The organism is Neisseria sp. P0009.S007 (assembly GCF_051962515.1).
In genome coordinates, this window is record NZ_JBQCVF010000026.1 from 6,183 (window position 1) to 22,270 (window position 16,088).

Genomic DNA, 16,088 nt, shown 5'->3' on the forward strand with positions numbered 1-16,088 from the left:
AAAAGTAAAATTATGGCCGTGGGCACGGAAGCCAAAAAAATGCAGGGCCGTGCGCCGCGCAATATTGAAATCGTCCGCCCGATGAGGGACGGCGTGATTGCCGATTTTGTGATTACCGAGCGTATGCTGGGTATGTTGATTAAAAAAGCCACCGAAGGACGGTCTTTGGTTCCACCCCGTGTGGTTATCTGTGTTCCTGGCGGCTCTACCCAAGTGGAACGTAAAGCGATTTTGGATTCGGCGTTTGCTGCCGGCGCGGCAAGCGTGCATTTGATTGAAGAACCGATGGCCGCCGCTTTGGGCGTGGGCTTACCGATTGAAGATGCGGCAGGTTCGATGATTGTCGATATTGGCGGCGGTACGACTGAAATCGGCATTCTTTCACTGGGCGGTATGGCCTATTCTGCTTCTGTCCGCGCAGCCGGCGATGAATTCGATAAAAGCATCATCCATTACCTGCGCCGACATCGCGGCGTCTTAATCGGCGAAGCGACGGCAGAAGAATTGAAGAAACAAATCGGCTCTGCATCGGGCTTTGAAACCGAAATAGCCATGCGCATTAAAGGCCGCGACCTGGCCGAAGGTACGCCTAAATCCTTGGCGGTTACGTCAAATGAAATCCGTGAAGCATTGAGTGAAACGGTAAATCAAATCATCCGCGCCGTCCGTCTGGCTTTGGAACAAGCTCCGCCCGAACTGGCCGGCGACATAGCCGACCGCGGCATTATGCTGACCGGCGGCGGTGCACTTCTGCACGGTATCGATACCGTCTTGGCCGATGCAACCGGCCTGCCCATCGGTATTGCCGACCAGCCTCTGAACTGCGTCGCCTATGGTGCCGGTAAGGCTTTGGACTATATCGGCAAATGGGATACCGTATTTACGGAAAACCCATAAGGTAGATGGTTATGGAACGCTCTTCTTTGCGCTTTGACGAGGCAAAAGGCCCTAAGCTGTTGCCTCGTTTTGTCGTTTATATCGCTCTGGCTGCCGGCCTGATGGTGGCAGATTACCGCTTTTCATTGATGCAGCCGGTGCGTGCGGCAGTAATGCCCATGCTCTACCCTGTTCAATGGCTGGCGAATCAACCTGTTCAACTTTATCAATATTTTGCTGACCTCTCCCAGTCCAAATCCGAACTCTTGGAACAGAACCGCCAGCTTTTAGAAGAAAATGGCCGTCTGAAAATCGATTTGCAGCGGGATAAAGTCAATACCGATGAATTACGCGAATTGAAAAAACTGTATGGTTTGCAACAAAAAGGCATTCACAACGTTATCGGTGCGGAAGTCATTTCCAATGGCAAAGATCCGCTTTCCGAAAGACTGATTATCGGCAAGGGCAGCCAAGACGGTTTGAAAGTTGGCGATGCAGTCATCGATCAAAGCGGTTTGATTGGCCTGTTGACACAAGTTCACACACAAAGCGCGGAAATTGAACTGATCTCAAGCGGACAAAGCATTGTCCCCGTAGCCGTCAGTCGCACCGGCGAACGCAACTTGACATACGGCAATGGCAACGGTTTGGATTTGCGCTATTTCCCAACCGGCTCGGACTTGAAACCCGGCGATATTCTGCTGACTTCCGGCCTGGATGGTACTTATCCGGCGGGGATTCCCGTTGCAACCGTCAGCAAGGTTGTCCGCGCATCGGGAACACCTTATTACGATACGCAACTGACGCCTTTGGCCGCTTTACGCAGCAGCCGTTTTGTCTTGGTACTTTCTTCCAGCCCTTATTCCCCACGCTGATTTCATGAACGATTTTGACGATTCTTACCGTGCAGTACCGCTGCACATCATGGCGGCCAGTCTCATTGTGATGATGATACTGGACTTTATGCCGTTTTCCTTTGACGGATTCTTTTGGCTGCCTGAAATGACGGCACTGATGTTGCTGTATTGGACATTGCACCAACCGCAACGCGCAGGCATGGGACTGGCTTTTGCCATCGGTCTGATTGTCGATGCCGCAACCGCCGCGACTTTGGGATTGCACGCCCTGTCTTACGTTGTGATGACTTATTTCATTTTAAACCGCCGCCGCCAAATCATGCTCTACGGCCACATTATGCAATTGGCCGCTGTCTTGGCTGCTCTGCTTCTCAATCAGGCCATCTTAACTGTTGCCCGTTTGTTCCTTAATCATCAGGTCATCACTTTGCAAGGCTTTGTTGCCCCATTTGTCGGCGCACTGCTTTGGCCGATACTCAGCCAGCTGATGCTGATTGTGACCCGTATTTACCGCTCCCACTGAAAAGATGAAACCGATTCTTCCACGCCGTCTTTCCGGTGGCCAGCATACCCAAAAACCTTCTGCTCAGGCAGCACAAGCCGATGCTTTATTGCGCCTGCTCGTTGCTTTTGTCCTGATTGTCATCTTCTTTTCCATCTTACTGGCGCGGTTCTTCTACCTGCAAGTAACTCAACACAATGAGTTTTCCGGCCAAGCATCGAGCAACCGCATCACCCTGATTCCAACGCCGCCCGTACGTGGCGAAATCGTCGATATCAACGGCGTTCCTTTAGCCAAAAACTATCCTGTCTTTTCGCTCGAAGTTATTCCCAGCCGCATTGAAGGCAAGATGGAAGATATCATTGAAGCATTGAAAAAATACGTCGATATCACGCCGACAGATTTAAAACGCTTCAAAAAATACCGCGAAAGCTATAGAAAATTTGAAAATATCCCACTCAAACTCAGACTGACCGATGAAGAGGCTGCACGCTTGTCTATGCATCTGCGCGAATTCAAAGGCGTAGAAGTCAACTCACGCACATTCCGCGAATATCCTTACGGCAAACTGACTTCCCATTTCTTAGGCTACATCGGCCGTATTAGCGATAAAGACAAAGAAATGCTGGAAGAAGAAGGCCTGACCGCCCTCTATCGCGGCAGTACGCATATCGGTAAATCCGGCTTGGAAAAATATTACGAACACCAGCTTCATGGCATTCCAGGCTATCAGGAAGTCGAAAAAGACGCTTACGGCAATATCGTCCGCGTATTGAAAAATGTCCCGTCCAAAATGGGGCAAACCTTGCGCCTGGGCATGGATATCCGTATGCAGCAGGAAGCCGACCGCATCTTGGGCGACCGCCGTGGCGCATTGGTGGCCATCAATCCGCAAGACGGTACTGTCTTGGCTTTTGTTTCCAAACCTTCCTTCAATCCCAACCTCTTTATTGACGGCATCGACAGCGATACTTGGAAAATGCTGAATGACGATTGGAAAAAGCCTTTGATCAACCGCGTTACCCAAGGCCTTTATCCGCCGGGTTCTACATTTAAACCCTTTATGGGCATGGCTTTGTTGGAAAGCGGCAAAATCACTCAAAACACCATCGTCTCCGCTCCCGGCGCATGGAGCATACCTGGCAGCCGCCATATTTTCCGCGACTCTGTCCGCAGCGGTCACGGCTCGGCCAACTTGAGCAAAGCCATTCAAGTATCCTCAGATACTTTCTTCTACCGCTTGGGTTACGAGATGGGTATTGATAAAGCCTCTCCGTATCTGGCGCAATTCGGTTTTGGCCAAAAAACCGGCATTGACCTGCCCAGCGAATACACAGGCGTTTTGCCCAGCCGCGAATGGAAAGCCAAACGCTTTGCCAAATCTTCCGACCCGACTGCCAAAGAATGGCGCGCCGGCGAGATGGTTTCCGTCAGTATCGGCCAAGGCTACAATGCCTACACGCCTTTGCAAATGGCACATGCGACAGCATCTCTGGCCAATAACGGGGTCGTTCATCAGCCACATTTGGTCAAAGAAGTATTGGATTTCGGCGCGCGCAAAATTACCCGTATCAACCCCAATCCTGAGCGTCAAATTCCGTTCAAAGCCGATAACTTCGAATACGTCAAACGCGCAATGGAAAAGGTATTGAAACCGGGTGGTACGGCGCACCGTATCGGTGGCGGACTCGCTTATACGATGGGCGGTAAAACCGGTACGGCCCAAGTCGTACAAATCAAACAGGGCGGCCGCTACAATGCCGCAGCCCTACGCGAACAACACCGTGACCATGCATGGTTTATCTCGTTTGCGCCATTGGAAAAACCTGAAATCGCTATTGCCGTTATTTTGGAAAATGGCGGCTGGGGTGCTTATGCCGCACCATTGGCTCGTGAAATGACTGATTTTTATATGCTTCACGTCAAGCCGCAACAGTTTTCAGACGGCCTTGAATCAGATTCGGCCAAAACTGCAACAACGGACAAACATCAGCCTATTACCAGCATTTTCCAATCTGCCTACGGACTGACGCCGACAAGCCCTGCCTCACAGCCGGAGGTTCATCATGAATAACACATCAGCGTGGAAAAATTTAAAATCCACCATTGCGGCCCCGATTGACCCTTGGCTGTTTTCTGCCATGCTCGCCATCTACATCATGAGCCTGTTCCTGCTCTATTCTGCAGACGGGCAAGAGTTCGGCCAATTGGAAAACAAAACCATCCATACCGTTTTGGGCTTTGCCCTTTTATGGATTATCGCCGTATTCAAGCCGCAAACGGCTGCCAAAGTCGCCCTGCCTATTTACATTGTCGGCGTATTACTGCTGATTGGCGTTGAAGTCGCCGGCGTCACCGTCAACGGCTCGACCCGTTGGCTGAGTCTCGGCTTTACCCGTATCCAACCTTCCGAAATCATGAAAATCGGTATTCCCATGACTGTCGCGTGGTATTTCCAACGCTATGAAGGCCGTCTGAAATGGATACATTATATTGTCGCCCTCGTGCTGATTCTTGTTCCTGTCGCCCTGATTTTGAAACAGCCCGACCTCGGTACGGCAGCACTGATTATGGCTTCGGGTATTTTTGTCATCTTCTTTGCCGGATTGCCTTGGAAGGCTATTTTTGCCGCCATTATTGCCTTTGTGGCCGCTTTGCCGCTCTTGTGGAATTACGGCATGCACGACTACCAGAAAACCCGCGTTCTCACTCTACTCGACCCAACCAAAGACCCGTTAGGCGCAGGCTACCACATCATCCAATCCATGATTGCCATCGGCTCGGGCGGCGTATGGGGTAAAGGCTGGCTCAACGGTACGCAAACCCATTTGGACTATATTCCCGAATCAACGACTGACTTTATTTTCGCAGTATTCGGCGAAGAATTCGGCCTGATTGGCAATATCCTTTTACTGCTGGTTTACCTTATCATTTTGGCACGCGGATTGTGGATTGCCGCGCAAGCTCAATCCCTTTACAGCCGTACTCTGGCAGGCGCATTGACCATGACCTTTTTCTGCTATGCCTTTGTAAACATGGGCATGGTCAGCGGTATTTTGCCCGTTGTCGGCGTCCCCCTCCCCTTGGTCAGCTACGGCGGTACGGCTACGCTTTCCATCATGGTGGTGCTCGCCCTGTTGATGGGTATTGCCAACGAACACAAAAACCTCCGCCGTCGTAATATGGATAATGATGAACTAACTGAAAGCGAGAAATGATATGGAACTGGGTGTAGAAATCGGCAAACTTCTCGTTGCACTTCTTGTACTGATCAACCCCTTCAGCGCACTCTCGATTTATCTTGACCTGACGCAAGACCACAGCACCAAAGAAAAACGCAGAATTGCGCGTACTGCCGCACTAGCCGTTTTCATCGTGATTGTCGTCTTTGCGCTGGGCGGCGGTATCTTGTTGAAAGTACTCGGTATCAGCGTCGGCTCTTTCCAAGTCGGCGGCGGTATTCTGGTTTTGCTGATTGCCATCTCCTTAATGAACGGCAACGATAATCCTGCCAAACCCAAAATTGATTCCCATTCAGAAGAACATCAAAGTGCGCAACAAGTCCGCCGCAATGAAAAAGCCATTGCCGTCGTACCCATTGCCATTCCGATTACCATCGGCCCCGGCGGTATCTCTACCGTCATTATTTACTCCTCTGCCGCCAAAAATTACAGCGATATTGCCCTAATTATCATCTCCGGCTTTCTGGTCAGCCTGATTTGCTATCTCATCCTGATCGTTGCCGGACGCATCAGTAAACGCTTGGGCACGACCGGCCTGACCATCCTCAACCGTATCATGGGCATGATGCTTGCTGCCATTTCCGTAGAGATTATTGTTGCCGGCTTAAAATCTATTTTTCCCCAACTGGTCGCTTGAAGTACAATTATCACAATAAAAGGCCGTCTGAAACATTTTCAGACGGCCTCATAAAAACATAAAAACAAAGGAGCCAACCATGTTTCACAGCACCCATGTCTTTACCGGTGAAACCATTTGCCGCCGACCGGCACAAAACTACACTGAATTTACCGACGAATTAAACCGCCTCCAAACCCTTCAGCAAACCTTCGCTCAATCAAGCATTACCGAGCGCACCGCCCTCTTACAGCAATTTGCCGACAGCCTTACCCAAAACCAAGAACGCCTCGCCGAAATGGTTTGCGAAGAAGTCGGACGCTGCCTGCACGAATGCCGTGCCGAAATCAATAAATCCATCGAGCTTATCCGCTACTACGTCCGTCTTGCCCCCGAACTGCTTGCCCATAAAACCATCGCCACCCAAGCCAGCCTCAGCCAAGTCCGTTTCGAGCCTTTGGGCGTTGTTTTGGCAGTCATGCCGTGGAACTATCCTGTTTGGCAGATTTTACGATTTGCCATCCCTGCCCTGTGCGCCGGCAATGCCTGCGCGGTCAAACCTGCGCCCAGTGTCGCCCGCGTCAGCGAAACCCTCTTCAGCCTCATCCCCAAAGGTTTGCCGCTTATCGGCGCATGGTTAAACCATGAAGACACGCTTAAAGCCATTAAAGATACCGATGCCATGGCATTTACCGGTTCGACCCATACCGGCCGCTTGCTGGCCGCACATGCAGGCAGACATCTGAAAAAAAACGTCCTTGAATTGGGCGGCAGCAATCCGTTTATCATCCTACCCGACGCCGATCTGCAACGCGCAGCCATCGATGCCTGCTATTCGCGCTTTCGCGATGCCGGACAATCCTGCAATGCCGCTAAACGCATCGTTGTTACCCAAGATATTGCCGAACAATTTATCCCACTCTTCCTTGCCGAGTGCGCCAAACTGCAAACCGGCAATCCCAAAGATCCGAACACCACCCTTGCCCCACTTCACCGCCAAGACCTGCGTCAAACCGTACACGAGCAGGTTGAAGATGCGGTTACACACGGTGCGCAATGCTTAAGCGGCGGCTATATCCCTGAGGGAGAAAGCTGGTTTTACCCTGCCACGGTATTGGATCAAGTCAATCCAAACTGCCGCGTTTGGCACGAAGAAGTCTTCGGCCCGGTTGCCATGATCTTACGCGCCGACAATCCGGATCATGCCGTCGCACTTGCCAATGACACACCTTTCGGCCTCGGCGCCTGTATCTACACAGCCGACACGGCAAACGCATGGCAATACGCCGAAAAAATCCAAGCAGGCTCTGTCTTTATCAACCGTCACACCAGCAGCGACCTGCGCCTCCCCTTTGGCGGCGTCAAAGCTTCAGGCTATGGACGCGAGCTATCAGAATTCGGGCTGTACGAGTTCGTCAACGTCAAAACCTATTGGCAAAAATAAACCGTTTCATTAACTCAGGCCGTCTGAAAAACCCGATTTCAGACGGCCTGATGTTGTTTAAAAAGCTGGCAAAAATATTGTATTTAATCCCATACAAATTCTGCAAAATCAAAGCGGCTCAAAAATAAGAAACCTATTTTAGAAAGCAATTCATATTTCCACGCCTATTTTGAATCGGCAGCTTACCATGTTCATCATTCCAACCGTTTCATTAAACCCTCTATAAAATACCCAATAAACAAAAATACCGTCTGAAATACAACTTTCAGACAGCATTTTCAATCAAATACTACTTACCGGATTACAATTTCAAACCGGCCAGTTTAGCAGCATACGCATCCAAATCAGCGATTGGACGGGTAGCCACGCCGCTTTCCATTGCTGCTTTAGCAGTAGCTGTAGCAACGCGAGGCAACAGGCGGGAATCGAATGGGGTAGGAATCAGGTATTCCGCACCGAATTCAAATTTCTTACCGTAAGCGGCAACCACTTCTTCAGTTACCTCTTCCATTGCCAAGTCAGCCAGTGCATACACGCAGGCGCGTTTCATTTCTTCGTTGATGGTGGTCGCGCCGACATCCAATGCGCCACGGAAGATGAATGGGAAGCACAATACGTTGTTCACTTGGTTCGGGAAGTCTGAACGGCCGGTACCGATGACCACATCCGGACGGGTTTCTTTTGCCAATGGAGGCAGGATTTCCGGATTCGGGTTTGCCATGGCGAACACGATTGGTTTTTCGTTCATGGTGTTCAGCATTTCAGGCGTCAGCAGGTTTGCGCCGGACAGACCCAAGAAGATGTCTTTACCTTTAACGGCATCAGCCAATACGCGTTGACCGTTGTCTTCGATGGCGTAGAACTGTTTGGACTCGTCCATACGGTCTTTGTCTTCGCGGGTTTTGTAAATCACGCCTTTGGAGTCGCAAACGGTCACGTTTTCGCGTTTCAAACCCAAATCCAGCAATTGGTTCAAGCAGGCAATCGCGGCCGCACCTGCGCCGGAGCACACCAAAGTCGCTTCTTCAATTTTGCGGCCGGTATAACGCAAAGCGTTCAGTACAGCGGCAGCGGTAATGATGGCAGTACCGTGTTGGTCGTCGTGGAATACGGGGATTTTGCAACGTTTGCGCAATTCGCGTTCGATGTAGAAGCACTCAGGCGCTTTGATGTCTTCGAGGTTGATACCGCCGAAAGTCGGTTCCAAAGAAGCGATGATGTCTACCAATTTTTGAGGGTCTTTTTCATCGATTTCGATGTCGAATACATCAACACCGGCGAATTTTTTGAACAATACGCCTTTGCCTTCCATTACAGGTTTACCGGCCAATGCGCCGATGTTGCCCAAACCCAACACTGCGGTACCGTTGGAAATCACGGCAACCAAATTGCCTTTGGCAGTGTATTTGTAGGCAGTTTGCGGATCGGCATGGATTTCCATACAAGGAGCGGCTACGCCCGGAGAGTACGCCAACGCCAAATCTTTAGACGTGGCCAGAGATTTGGTTGGGGTAACGGAGATTTTGCCCGGCACGGGGAATTCGTGGAACTGCAGGGCGGCTTCTTTTAATGAATTTTCCATTTATCGATCCTGTTTGCGAGAGAGATTTTACAGCGAATAAGTCTGAAACAGGCTGCTTCAGACGTTTAAATTTTCTAAAGTCGGGTTGTTAACAGTCCGGCTTTGTAAGGGACCGTAATTTTATCATGTTCTTTTGGTGACGCATACCGATATTTATTACATTTGTTTTGATATTTCGTTTTATTTGGTTTTATGTCTAAAAACTTCTGTAATAATATTTCTTCGCCACACTACCCTTCTTTCAGACGGCATTTTATTTAAACTTAAACATTCAATCCAAAATGACTGTCCAGCGCGGTTTCAATCTGATTTTTTACCGCGTCCAGACTTTGGCTGCTGTCGATGACGGCATAGCGTTCCGGCTGTTCGTTAGCACGTTGCAGATACACTTCGCGCACCCGATTGAAAAACTCGGCTTCTTCTTGTTCAAAGCGGTCTTTCTCACGCGTTTGGTTGATGCGCGCCATCGATACTTCCAAAGGCACATCCAACAGCAAAGTTAAATCTGGACGGAAATCGCCCTGCACCCAATGCTCAAGCGTGGCAATATCTTGCAAGGGAACACCGCGTCCACCGCCTTGATAGGCAAACGTTGCATCGGTAAAGCGGTCGGAAACGACATGCGTGCCGTTTTTCAGGGCAGGCAGAATGACTGTTTCCAAGTGTTGCTGCCTGGCTGCAAACATCAGCAGGGTTTCGGTACGCAGGCCGACTTGGGTGGCAGGGTTGAGCAGGATTTCACGCAATGCTTCTCCGGCCGGAGTACCCCCCGGTTCGCGCGTAAACAATACGGGCAGTTGGTGTTTCTCAAACCATGCTTTCATTACTGCGAGGTTGGTGGACTTGCCTGCGCCGTCTATGCCGTCAAGGGTAATAAATCTAGGTTTCATATGGATATCGTCAATTTAAAGGCCGTCTGAAACTGGGATTATAAATGTTTCAGACGGCCTATTCGGTTTATTTCTTCAAAATATATTTGCGCACGGCAGCGTTGTGTTCAGAAAGATTGTGGCTGAACTCGCTCAAGCCCGTACCATCCATTTTTGAGACGAAATACAGATATTTTTCATCAGACGGATGACCCGCTGCTTCAAGCGCGGCCTTGCCGGGAAGCGCAATCGGCGTCGGCGTCAAACCGCTGCGCGTATAGGTATTGTAAGGCGTATCGCGTTGCAGGTCGGCTTTGCGGATTCTGCCTTTATACGCATCGCCCATGCCATAGATAACGGTCGGGTCGGTTTGCAGGCGCATGCCGATATTCAGGCGGTTGACGAATACGGCAGCCACATGGGCGCGGTCGTCTTCGTGTGCGGTTTCTTTTTCAATCAGACTCGCCATAATCAGCATTTCGTACGGATTTTTATAAGGCAGGCCGCTTTGACGGTCGTCCCATGCTTCTTGCAGGTTTTCCCGCATCTTACGGTAGGCGATTTTGTAAATTTGAAGATCGCTGCCACCGGCATCAATTTCGTAACTATCTGGGAAAAACTGTCCTTCAGGATTATTGCTCAAGGCGTCGGGCGCCACTTCGGCCATCAGTTTTTCATCGCTCCAACCGCGCGTATCGTGGGCAATATCGGCAGTGTTGTCGATAATACGGCGCATTTGGGCAAAACGTGCGCCTTCCAAAATTTGCACGCTGACCGAGTCAGGACGGCCTTTTTTAATGCGTTTTAAAATGTCCCAAGCCGATACTTTGGCAGACAGGCGGTAAGAACCGGCATTAAGTTGGTTGTGTACGCCCATCACATATGCGGCGGCTACCAGCACATAACGGTTATAAACGATGCCGTCTTGAGCCAGTTTGCGACTGACGGAAGAGATACCTTGGTTTTTGGTAATGGTAATACGATATGGTTTGCCGTTGTCTTTCGGAACAAACAACAATGCGGCAACCACGGCGGCAAATGCCGTCAAAAATACGGCCAGCCATTTCAACAATTTTTTCAACATGGTAGGATTCTTGGTTTGTGAACGTGTCGGGCAACAGTATAACCGAAAACAAGCACATTAAGCCTGCCACCTTCCCCAACGTATGTTTTCCTATCCCGAAAGGCCGTCTGAAACCATGAATTCCCCTTCAAAAAACACTTGGCAAAACGGCCGTTGGCTGAATGCACGCCAAACTCATTCGCCCAATTTCAGCCCGCGCGAACCGGATGAAAACGTCTCATTGGTTGTCCTCCACAATATTTCCCTCCCTCCTTTTGAGTACAACACAGGGGCAGTGGAAAAATTGTTTACCAACCAAATCAACCCTAACGAGCATCCTTTTTTCAGCATCATCCACACCTTGCGCGTCTCCAGCCATTTTTTCATCAGCCGTAAGGGCGAAACCGTCCAATTCGTTTCCTGCGACGACATGGCCTATCATGCCGGCGTATCGTCGTTTCAAGGCAGAGAAAAATGCAATGCCTTTTCCATCGGTATCGAATTGGAAGGCTGCGATTTCGAGCCTTTTACCGAAGCACAATACACCAGCCTACAAGCCTTGCTGACCGCCATTTCCGAGCATTACCCGATTCAGGCCGTTACCGGCCATCAAGACATCGCGCCGGACAGGAAAACCGATCCTGGGCATTTCTTCGATTGGCCACGCCTTCAAAAAGCAGGTTTCCCCATCCGGCGCGGATAACTTTCAGACGGCCTGAAATGATTGGCAGACATAATGCTGTCACAACCGTTTATTTTCGTTATAATTCAGCTATTCATTCGGACGCATAAAGTCCGGCTCCAACGAACTTCCCATGCAGCAAGATTCCGCACCCTGAAAAAGACGGAATGCTGCCTTTTTAAAAAGTGATTACTCCATGATTTTCATCGTCTTAGCCCTCGCCGCTCTTTTGGCGGTCATCGGTTACAACATGTACCAGGAAAACCAATACCGCAAACAAGTGCGCGAACAATTCGGCCATTCCGATAAGGATGCGCTTTTGACCAGCAAAACCAAGCACGTCCGCGACAGCAAAGAAACTGGCGGCCAAGGTTTGTTTATCAAGAAAAACAAAAAAACCGAAGAGGCATTACGCAACCTGCAAGAGCAAGATGAAATCTACGCGGCAAAAGCCAAACTGGCTCATCCTGCCCAACTTAAAACCGATGTCGAATTGACTGTGGAAGACGACTTTTCCGCAGAAGAAAAAATCCAACACACTGTTATCGGCTTAAACAACGAAATTACCATTAGCCCTGCCGAAGCCGCTTCTGCTCCGGTTGAAACCGCTTCCGAACCTGTGGTACAAGTACCATTGATTAGCTTGGACGAATTGTCGCAAGTCGAGTTGCCTTGGTTTGACCCGCGCTTCGACTACATGGCCTACATCTCCCTGAAACAAGCCCAAGAATTGCACGCCCTGCCGCGCCTTTCCGGCACACACCGCTTCCAAATCATCGGTTGCACTATGGACGACCATTTCCGCGTTGCCGAGCCGATTCCGGGCGTTTACTACCAAGGCTTCGTCATAGGCTTGCAAGCTGTCAGCCGCAACGGTTTGGCAGCGCGTGAAGAGCTGCAACACTTCGACCAACAGGTTGATGCTTTTGCCCAACTGATGGACGGCAAAGTTTTGCATACCGACTTGGATGCGTTCACCGAAGTCGCACAAGCTCTCGACCAATTCTGTGCGCGTGTTGACCAAACCATCGCCATTCACTTGGTTTCCCATTCCAACATCAGCGGCGTAGAATTGCGTGCCGCCGTGGAAGAAACCGGTTTCAAACTGGGTGAAGACGGCGCGTTCCACTTCGGCGACAACAACAACCCTCAATTGTTCTCCATCCATACTTTGGACAACAAACCGTTTACCAATCCTCTGTTGGACAACCAAGCCTACCGCGGCTTCAGCATGCTGTTGGATATTCCGCATGTTCCTGCCGGCGAAAAAACTTTCGACAAATTTATGGACTTGGCTGTCAAACTCTCCGGCCAACTCAGCTTAGATTTGGTTAACGACCAAATGGAAGAAGTTTCCACCCAATGGCTCAAAGACGTACGCAACTACGTTTTAGCCCGTCAGGAAGAAATGCTTAAAGTCGGCATCAAACCCGGCAGCAAACAAGCCCTGCGCCTGTTCTCTTAACTTCCCCAATCAAAAAGCGGATATGCAATGACGGCATATCCGCTTTTTTTCAGGTAAAATCCCTTCATCTTCAATATTCATCGATTTTCAGACGGCCTCTCTATCATCAGGCCGTCTGAAAACTCTATTTCGATTGCTCATGAATCCGACCGCACAACGTATCAAATACCTGACCGACCTCCTCAACCGCTACGCCTACGAATATTACACCCTAGACGCGCCCAGCGTACCCGATGCCGAATACGATAAATTGTTCCGCGAGCTCGAAGCATTGGAGTTGAATCACCCTGAGTTGAAACTGCCCGATAGCCCAACCCAGCGCGTCGGTGGCGAGCCTTTGGCAGGCTTTGATGAAGTGCGCCACGAAGTGCCTATGCTGTCACTGACCAACGCCTTTTCGCCACAAGACGAAAACGGCGTGTTTGACCATGCCGAAATGTACGCTTTTGATGAGCGCGTTCGTGGCGGTTTAAATGGAGAAAAACCGGAATACGTTATCGAGCCTAAATTTGACGGTCTGGCCATCAGCCTGCTGTACCGCGACGGCGTATTGACTCAAGCGGCAACCCGTGGCGACGGCACAACAGGCGAAGACGTTACCCAAAACGTCAAAACCGTATCCAACATCCCCCTGCGCCTGTATGGAGAAAACATTCCCGAGCTTATCGAGATACGCGGCGAAGTACTGATGCTCAAAGCCGATTTTGCCGCCTTAAACGCACGACAGGCTGAAAACGGACAAAAACCTTTCGCCAATCCACGCAATGCCGCTGCCGGCAGTCTGCGTCAACTCGATTCGCGCATTACTGCACAGCGCAAACTGCATTTCTTCCCCTATTCCATCGCCCGACAGCAAGGCGGTTTTATCGCAGAAGAACACCTGCAAGAGCTGGGCTACTGTAAAGAGCTTGGCTTCAGCCTGCCCGATGGTAATTTCGGCTGTTTCCCAAATATCAATGAAGTATTAGCGTTTTACGAGAAAATGCAACAAAAACGCCCTACTTTGCCTTATGAAATCGACGGCATGGTGGTCAAAGTCAACAGCTTGGCGCAACAAGAAAAACTGGGTTTCATCTCACGCGCGCCGCGCTGGGCCATTGCCCACAAATTCCCTGCCGAAGAAGCATTGACCATTGTCGAAGCCATTGATGTACAAATCGGGCGCACCGGCGCAGTAACCCCCGTCGCCCGCCTACAACCTGTATTCGTCGGCGGCGTTACCGTTACCAACGCCACCCTGCACAATCAGGACGAAGTATCTCGAAAAGACGTACGCGTTGGCGACACAGTTGTCGTACGCCGCGCCGGAGACGTGATTCCCGAGGTAGTGCGCGTGATTTTTGAACGCCGCCCAATGCAGGAGACCAACATTGCTGTTTCAGACGGCCTGCAAGACGATTTGTTTGCCGAAACACCTTCTGAAACCCGCTCCGAACCGCTTCACAAACCTTACCACCTGCCCACCCATTGCCCTATCTGTCACAGCGAAATCGAACGCGAAGAAGGCGAAGCGGTTGCCCGATGCAGCGGCGGCATGCTTTGCCAAGCACAACGTGCGCAAGGTTTAATCCACTTTGCCTCACGCAAAGCCATGGACATCGACGGACTTGGACAAAAACAAATCGAGCAACTGGTAGCACAAGATTTGGTTCGTCATTTCGCCGACCTCTACCGCCTCGATATTCCAACCCTGCAAAAAATGAAGGAAACAGCGGATAAAGCATCGGCTAATGAAGAAGAACCATCAAACGGTGAGATTGAAAACTTTGAAGGCGAGACCGACAATACTCTGCTTGCCAAAAACAATAAAAAACAACCGACCAAATGGGCGGAAAACATCCTTGCAGGCATAGAAGCCAGCAAAACGCCTGAACTTGCCCGCTTCCTTTTTGCCCTCGGCATCCGTCACGTCGGCGAACGCACCGCCAAAACGCTGGCACAGGCATTCGGTACACTGGAACACGTCCGCCATGCACCCGAACCCATCCTCGCCTGCCTGCCCGATATCGGTACGGTGGTTGCCCACTCCATCGCCCACTTTTTTGCCCAAGAAGCGCAACAGGCGATGATCGACGAGCTACTGGCTGTAGGTGTTGCCCCGCAAAGCCAGGCTGTCACTATCCCGCCGTTGCTCCATGCCGAGCCGCAACGCTGGATTGCCCGCCTGCCCGATTTTAAAATCAGCGAAACCAAAGCGCTGGCCTTGTGGGAACTCGCCGGACAAAGCATAGAAGGTTTGCAAAGCGACAAAGCGTTACCTGCCGATTGGCAAACATGGCGCAGTAAACCGCAAAACGCAGCCCTGCTTGAAAATATGAAAACTTTCTTTGCTCAAACACTGTCTAAGCTTCAAGATGAAACTATTTCAGACGGCATCAATGAGACCATAGCAGGTAAAACCTTTGTATTAACAGGGACTTTACCTACACTCAAACGCGACCAAGCCCAAGCCATGATTGAGGCTGCAGGCGGTAAAGTTTCCGGCAGCGTATCCAAAAAAACCGACTACGTTGTCGCCGGAGAAGCCGCAGGCAGTAAATTGGAAAAAGCCCAAACTTTGGGCGTGGCCGTATTAACCGAAGAAGAATTACTGACGTTGCTGGGATAAGACAGTATCTATGACCAATCCTCCTTTTCAAACCGCCCGATACTTTATCATGTGGTATTATTGTTACATGCGACTACATCTTTACACTTTTTGGGGTATAAACCCACAGTTAAAATAGGATAATAATATGAAACCCATTAAAAAATGCGTCTTTCCCGTTGCCGGTATGGGCACTCGTTTCTTGCCTGCAACCAAAGCCAGCCCCAAAGAAATGCTGCCTATCGTGGACAAACCTCTGATTCAATATGCAGTTGAAGAAGCGGTTGAAGCCGGCTGTACTGA

The 16,088-nt window shown here is 50.3% G+C and carries 14 protein-coding genes; 11 read left to right on the plus strand and 3 right to left on the minus strand.

What is annotated here, in order from left to right:
* The 7 genes from ACTHS3_RS04345 to ACTHS3_RS04375 all read left to right on the plus strand — a co-directional run.
* On the plus strand, positions 1 to 897 hold an 897-nt coding region (locus ACTHS3_RS04345), incomplete at its 5' end, for a rod shape-determining protein (RefSeq protein ID WP_440367231.1).
* A gap of 11 nt (positions 898 to 908) precedes the next feature.
* A complete protein-coding gene (mreC, locus tag ACTHS3_RS04350) occupies positions 909 to 1,751 on the plus strand; it encodes a rod shape-determining protein MreC (RefSeq protein ID WP_070625455.1) in 843 nt (280 codons plus the stop codon).
* A gap of 4 nt (positions 1,752 to 1,755) precedes the next feature.
* Positions 1,756 to 2,256: a rod shape-determining protein MreD gene (gene mreD, locus ACTHS3_RS04355; protein WP_070625457.1), complete on the plus strand. Its 501-nt coding sequence runs from the start codon at positions 1,756 to 1,758 to the stop codon at positions 2,254 to 2,256.
* A 4-nt stretch (positions 2,257 to 2,260) separates the two neighbouring features.
* Complete coding sequence (mrdA, locus tag ACTHS3_RS04360) at positions 2,261 to 4,309, plus strand: penicillin-binding protein 2 (protein ID WP_070625459.1); 2,049 nt, start codon at positions 2,261 to 2,263, stop codon at positions 4,307 to 4,309.
* Complete coding sequence (rodA, locus tag ACTHS3_RS04365) at positions 4,302 to 5,453, plus strand: rod shape-determining protein RodA (RefSeq protein WP_070625461.1); 1,152 nt, start codon at positions 4,302 to 4,304, stop codon at positions 5,451 to 5,453. The genes mrdA and rodA overlap by 8 nt, the downstream gene beginning before the upstream one ends.
* 1 nt (position 5,454) lies before the next feature.
* A complete protein-coding gene (locus ACTHS3_RS04370; RefSeq protein ID WP_070625463.1) occupies positions 5,455 to 6,114 on the plus strand; it encodes a MarC family protein in 660 nt (219 codons plus the stop codon).
* A gap of 79 nt (positions 6,115 to 6,193) precedes the next feature.
* Complete coding sequence (locus ACTHS3_RS04375; protein ID WP_004520121.1) at positions 6,194 to 7,537, plus strand: aldehyde dehydrogenase family protein; 1,344 nt, start codon at positions 6,194 to 6,196, stop codon at positions 7,535 to 7,537.
* A gap of 301 nt (positions 7,538 to 7,838) precedes the next feature.
* On the opposite strand, the gene ACTHS3_RS04380 is transcribed toward ACTHS3_RS04375, so the two are convergent.
* The 3 genes from ACTHS3_RS04380 to mltG form a co-directional block, all read right to left on the minus strand.
* Positions 7,839 to 9,119, minus strand: a complete 1,281-nt coding sequence (locus ACTHS3_RS04380) for a malic enzyme-like NAD(P)-binding protein (RefSeq protein ID WP_004520118.1) — start codon at positions 9,117 to 9,119, stop codon at positions 7,839 to 7,841.
* Positions 9,120 to 9,382: 263 nt separating this feature from the next.
* The gene (gene tmk / locus ACTHS3_RS04385; RefSeq protein WP_004520117.1) at positions 9,383 to 10,009 is read right to left on the minus strand and encodes a dTMP kinase; all 627 of its coding nucleotides are present in this window, start codon (positions 10,007 to 10,009) and stop codon (positions 9,383 to 9,385) included.
* Between the two features lie 67 nt (positions 10,010 to 10,076).
* Complete coding sequence (mltG, locus tag ACTHS3_RS04390) at positions 10,077 to 11,072, minus strand: endolytic transglycosylase MltG (RefSeq protein WP_070625465.1); 996 nt, start codon at positions 11,070 to 11,072, stop codon at positions 10,077 to 10,079.
* Positions 11,073 to 11,187: 115 nt separating this feature from the next.
* Between mltG and ampD the strand changes: the two genes are divergently transcribed.
* The 4 genes from ampD to ACTHS3_RS04410 form a co-directional block, all read left to right on the plus strand.
* Positions 11,188 to 11,754, plus strand: a complete 567-nt coding sequence (gene ampD / locus ACTHS3_RS04395; protein WP_039862241.1) for a 1,6-anhydro-N-acetylmuramyl-L-alanine amidase AmpD — start codon at positions 11,188 to 11,190, stop codon at positions 11,752 to 11,754.
* 175 nt (positions 11,755 to 11,929) lie between these two features.
* Entirely contained in the window at positions 11,930 to 13,198 is a 1,269-nt protein-coding gene (locus tag ACTHS3_RS04400; protein WP_004520113.1) for a cell division protein ZipA C-terminal FtsZ-binding domain-containing protein, read from the plus strand.
* Positions 13,199 to 13,337: 139 nt separating this feature from the next.
* Positions 13,338 to 15,806 (plus strand): NAD-dependent DNA ligase LigA, encoded by a 2,469-nt coding sequence (gene ligA, locus ACTHS3_RS04405; RefSeq protein WP_440367233.1) that lies wholly within the window; start codon positions 13,338 to 13,340, stop codon positions 15,804 to 15,806.
* A 127-nt stretch (positions 15,807 to 15,933) separates the two neighbouring features.
* Positions 15,934 to 16,088: sugar phosphate nucleotidyltransferase (locus ACTHS3_RS04410; RefSeq protein WP_440367237.1), on the plus strand; the 155-nt coding region annotated here is incomplete at its 3' end.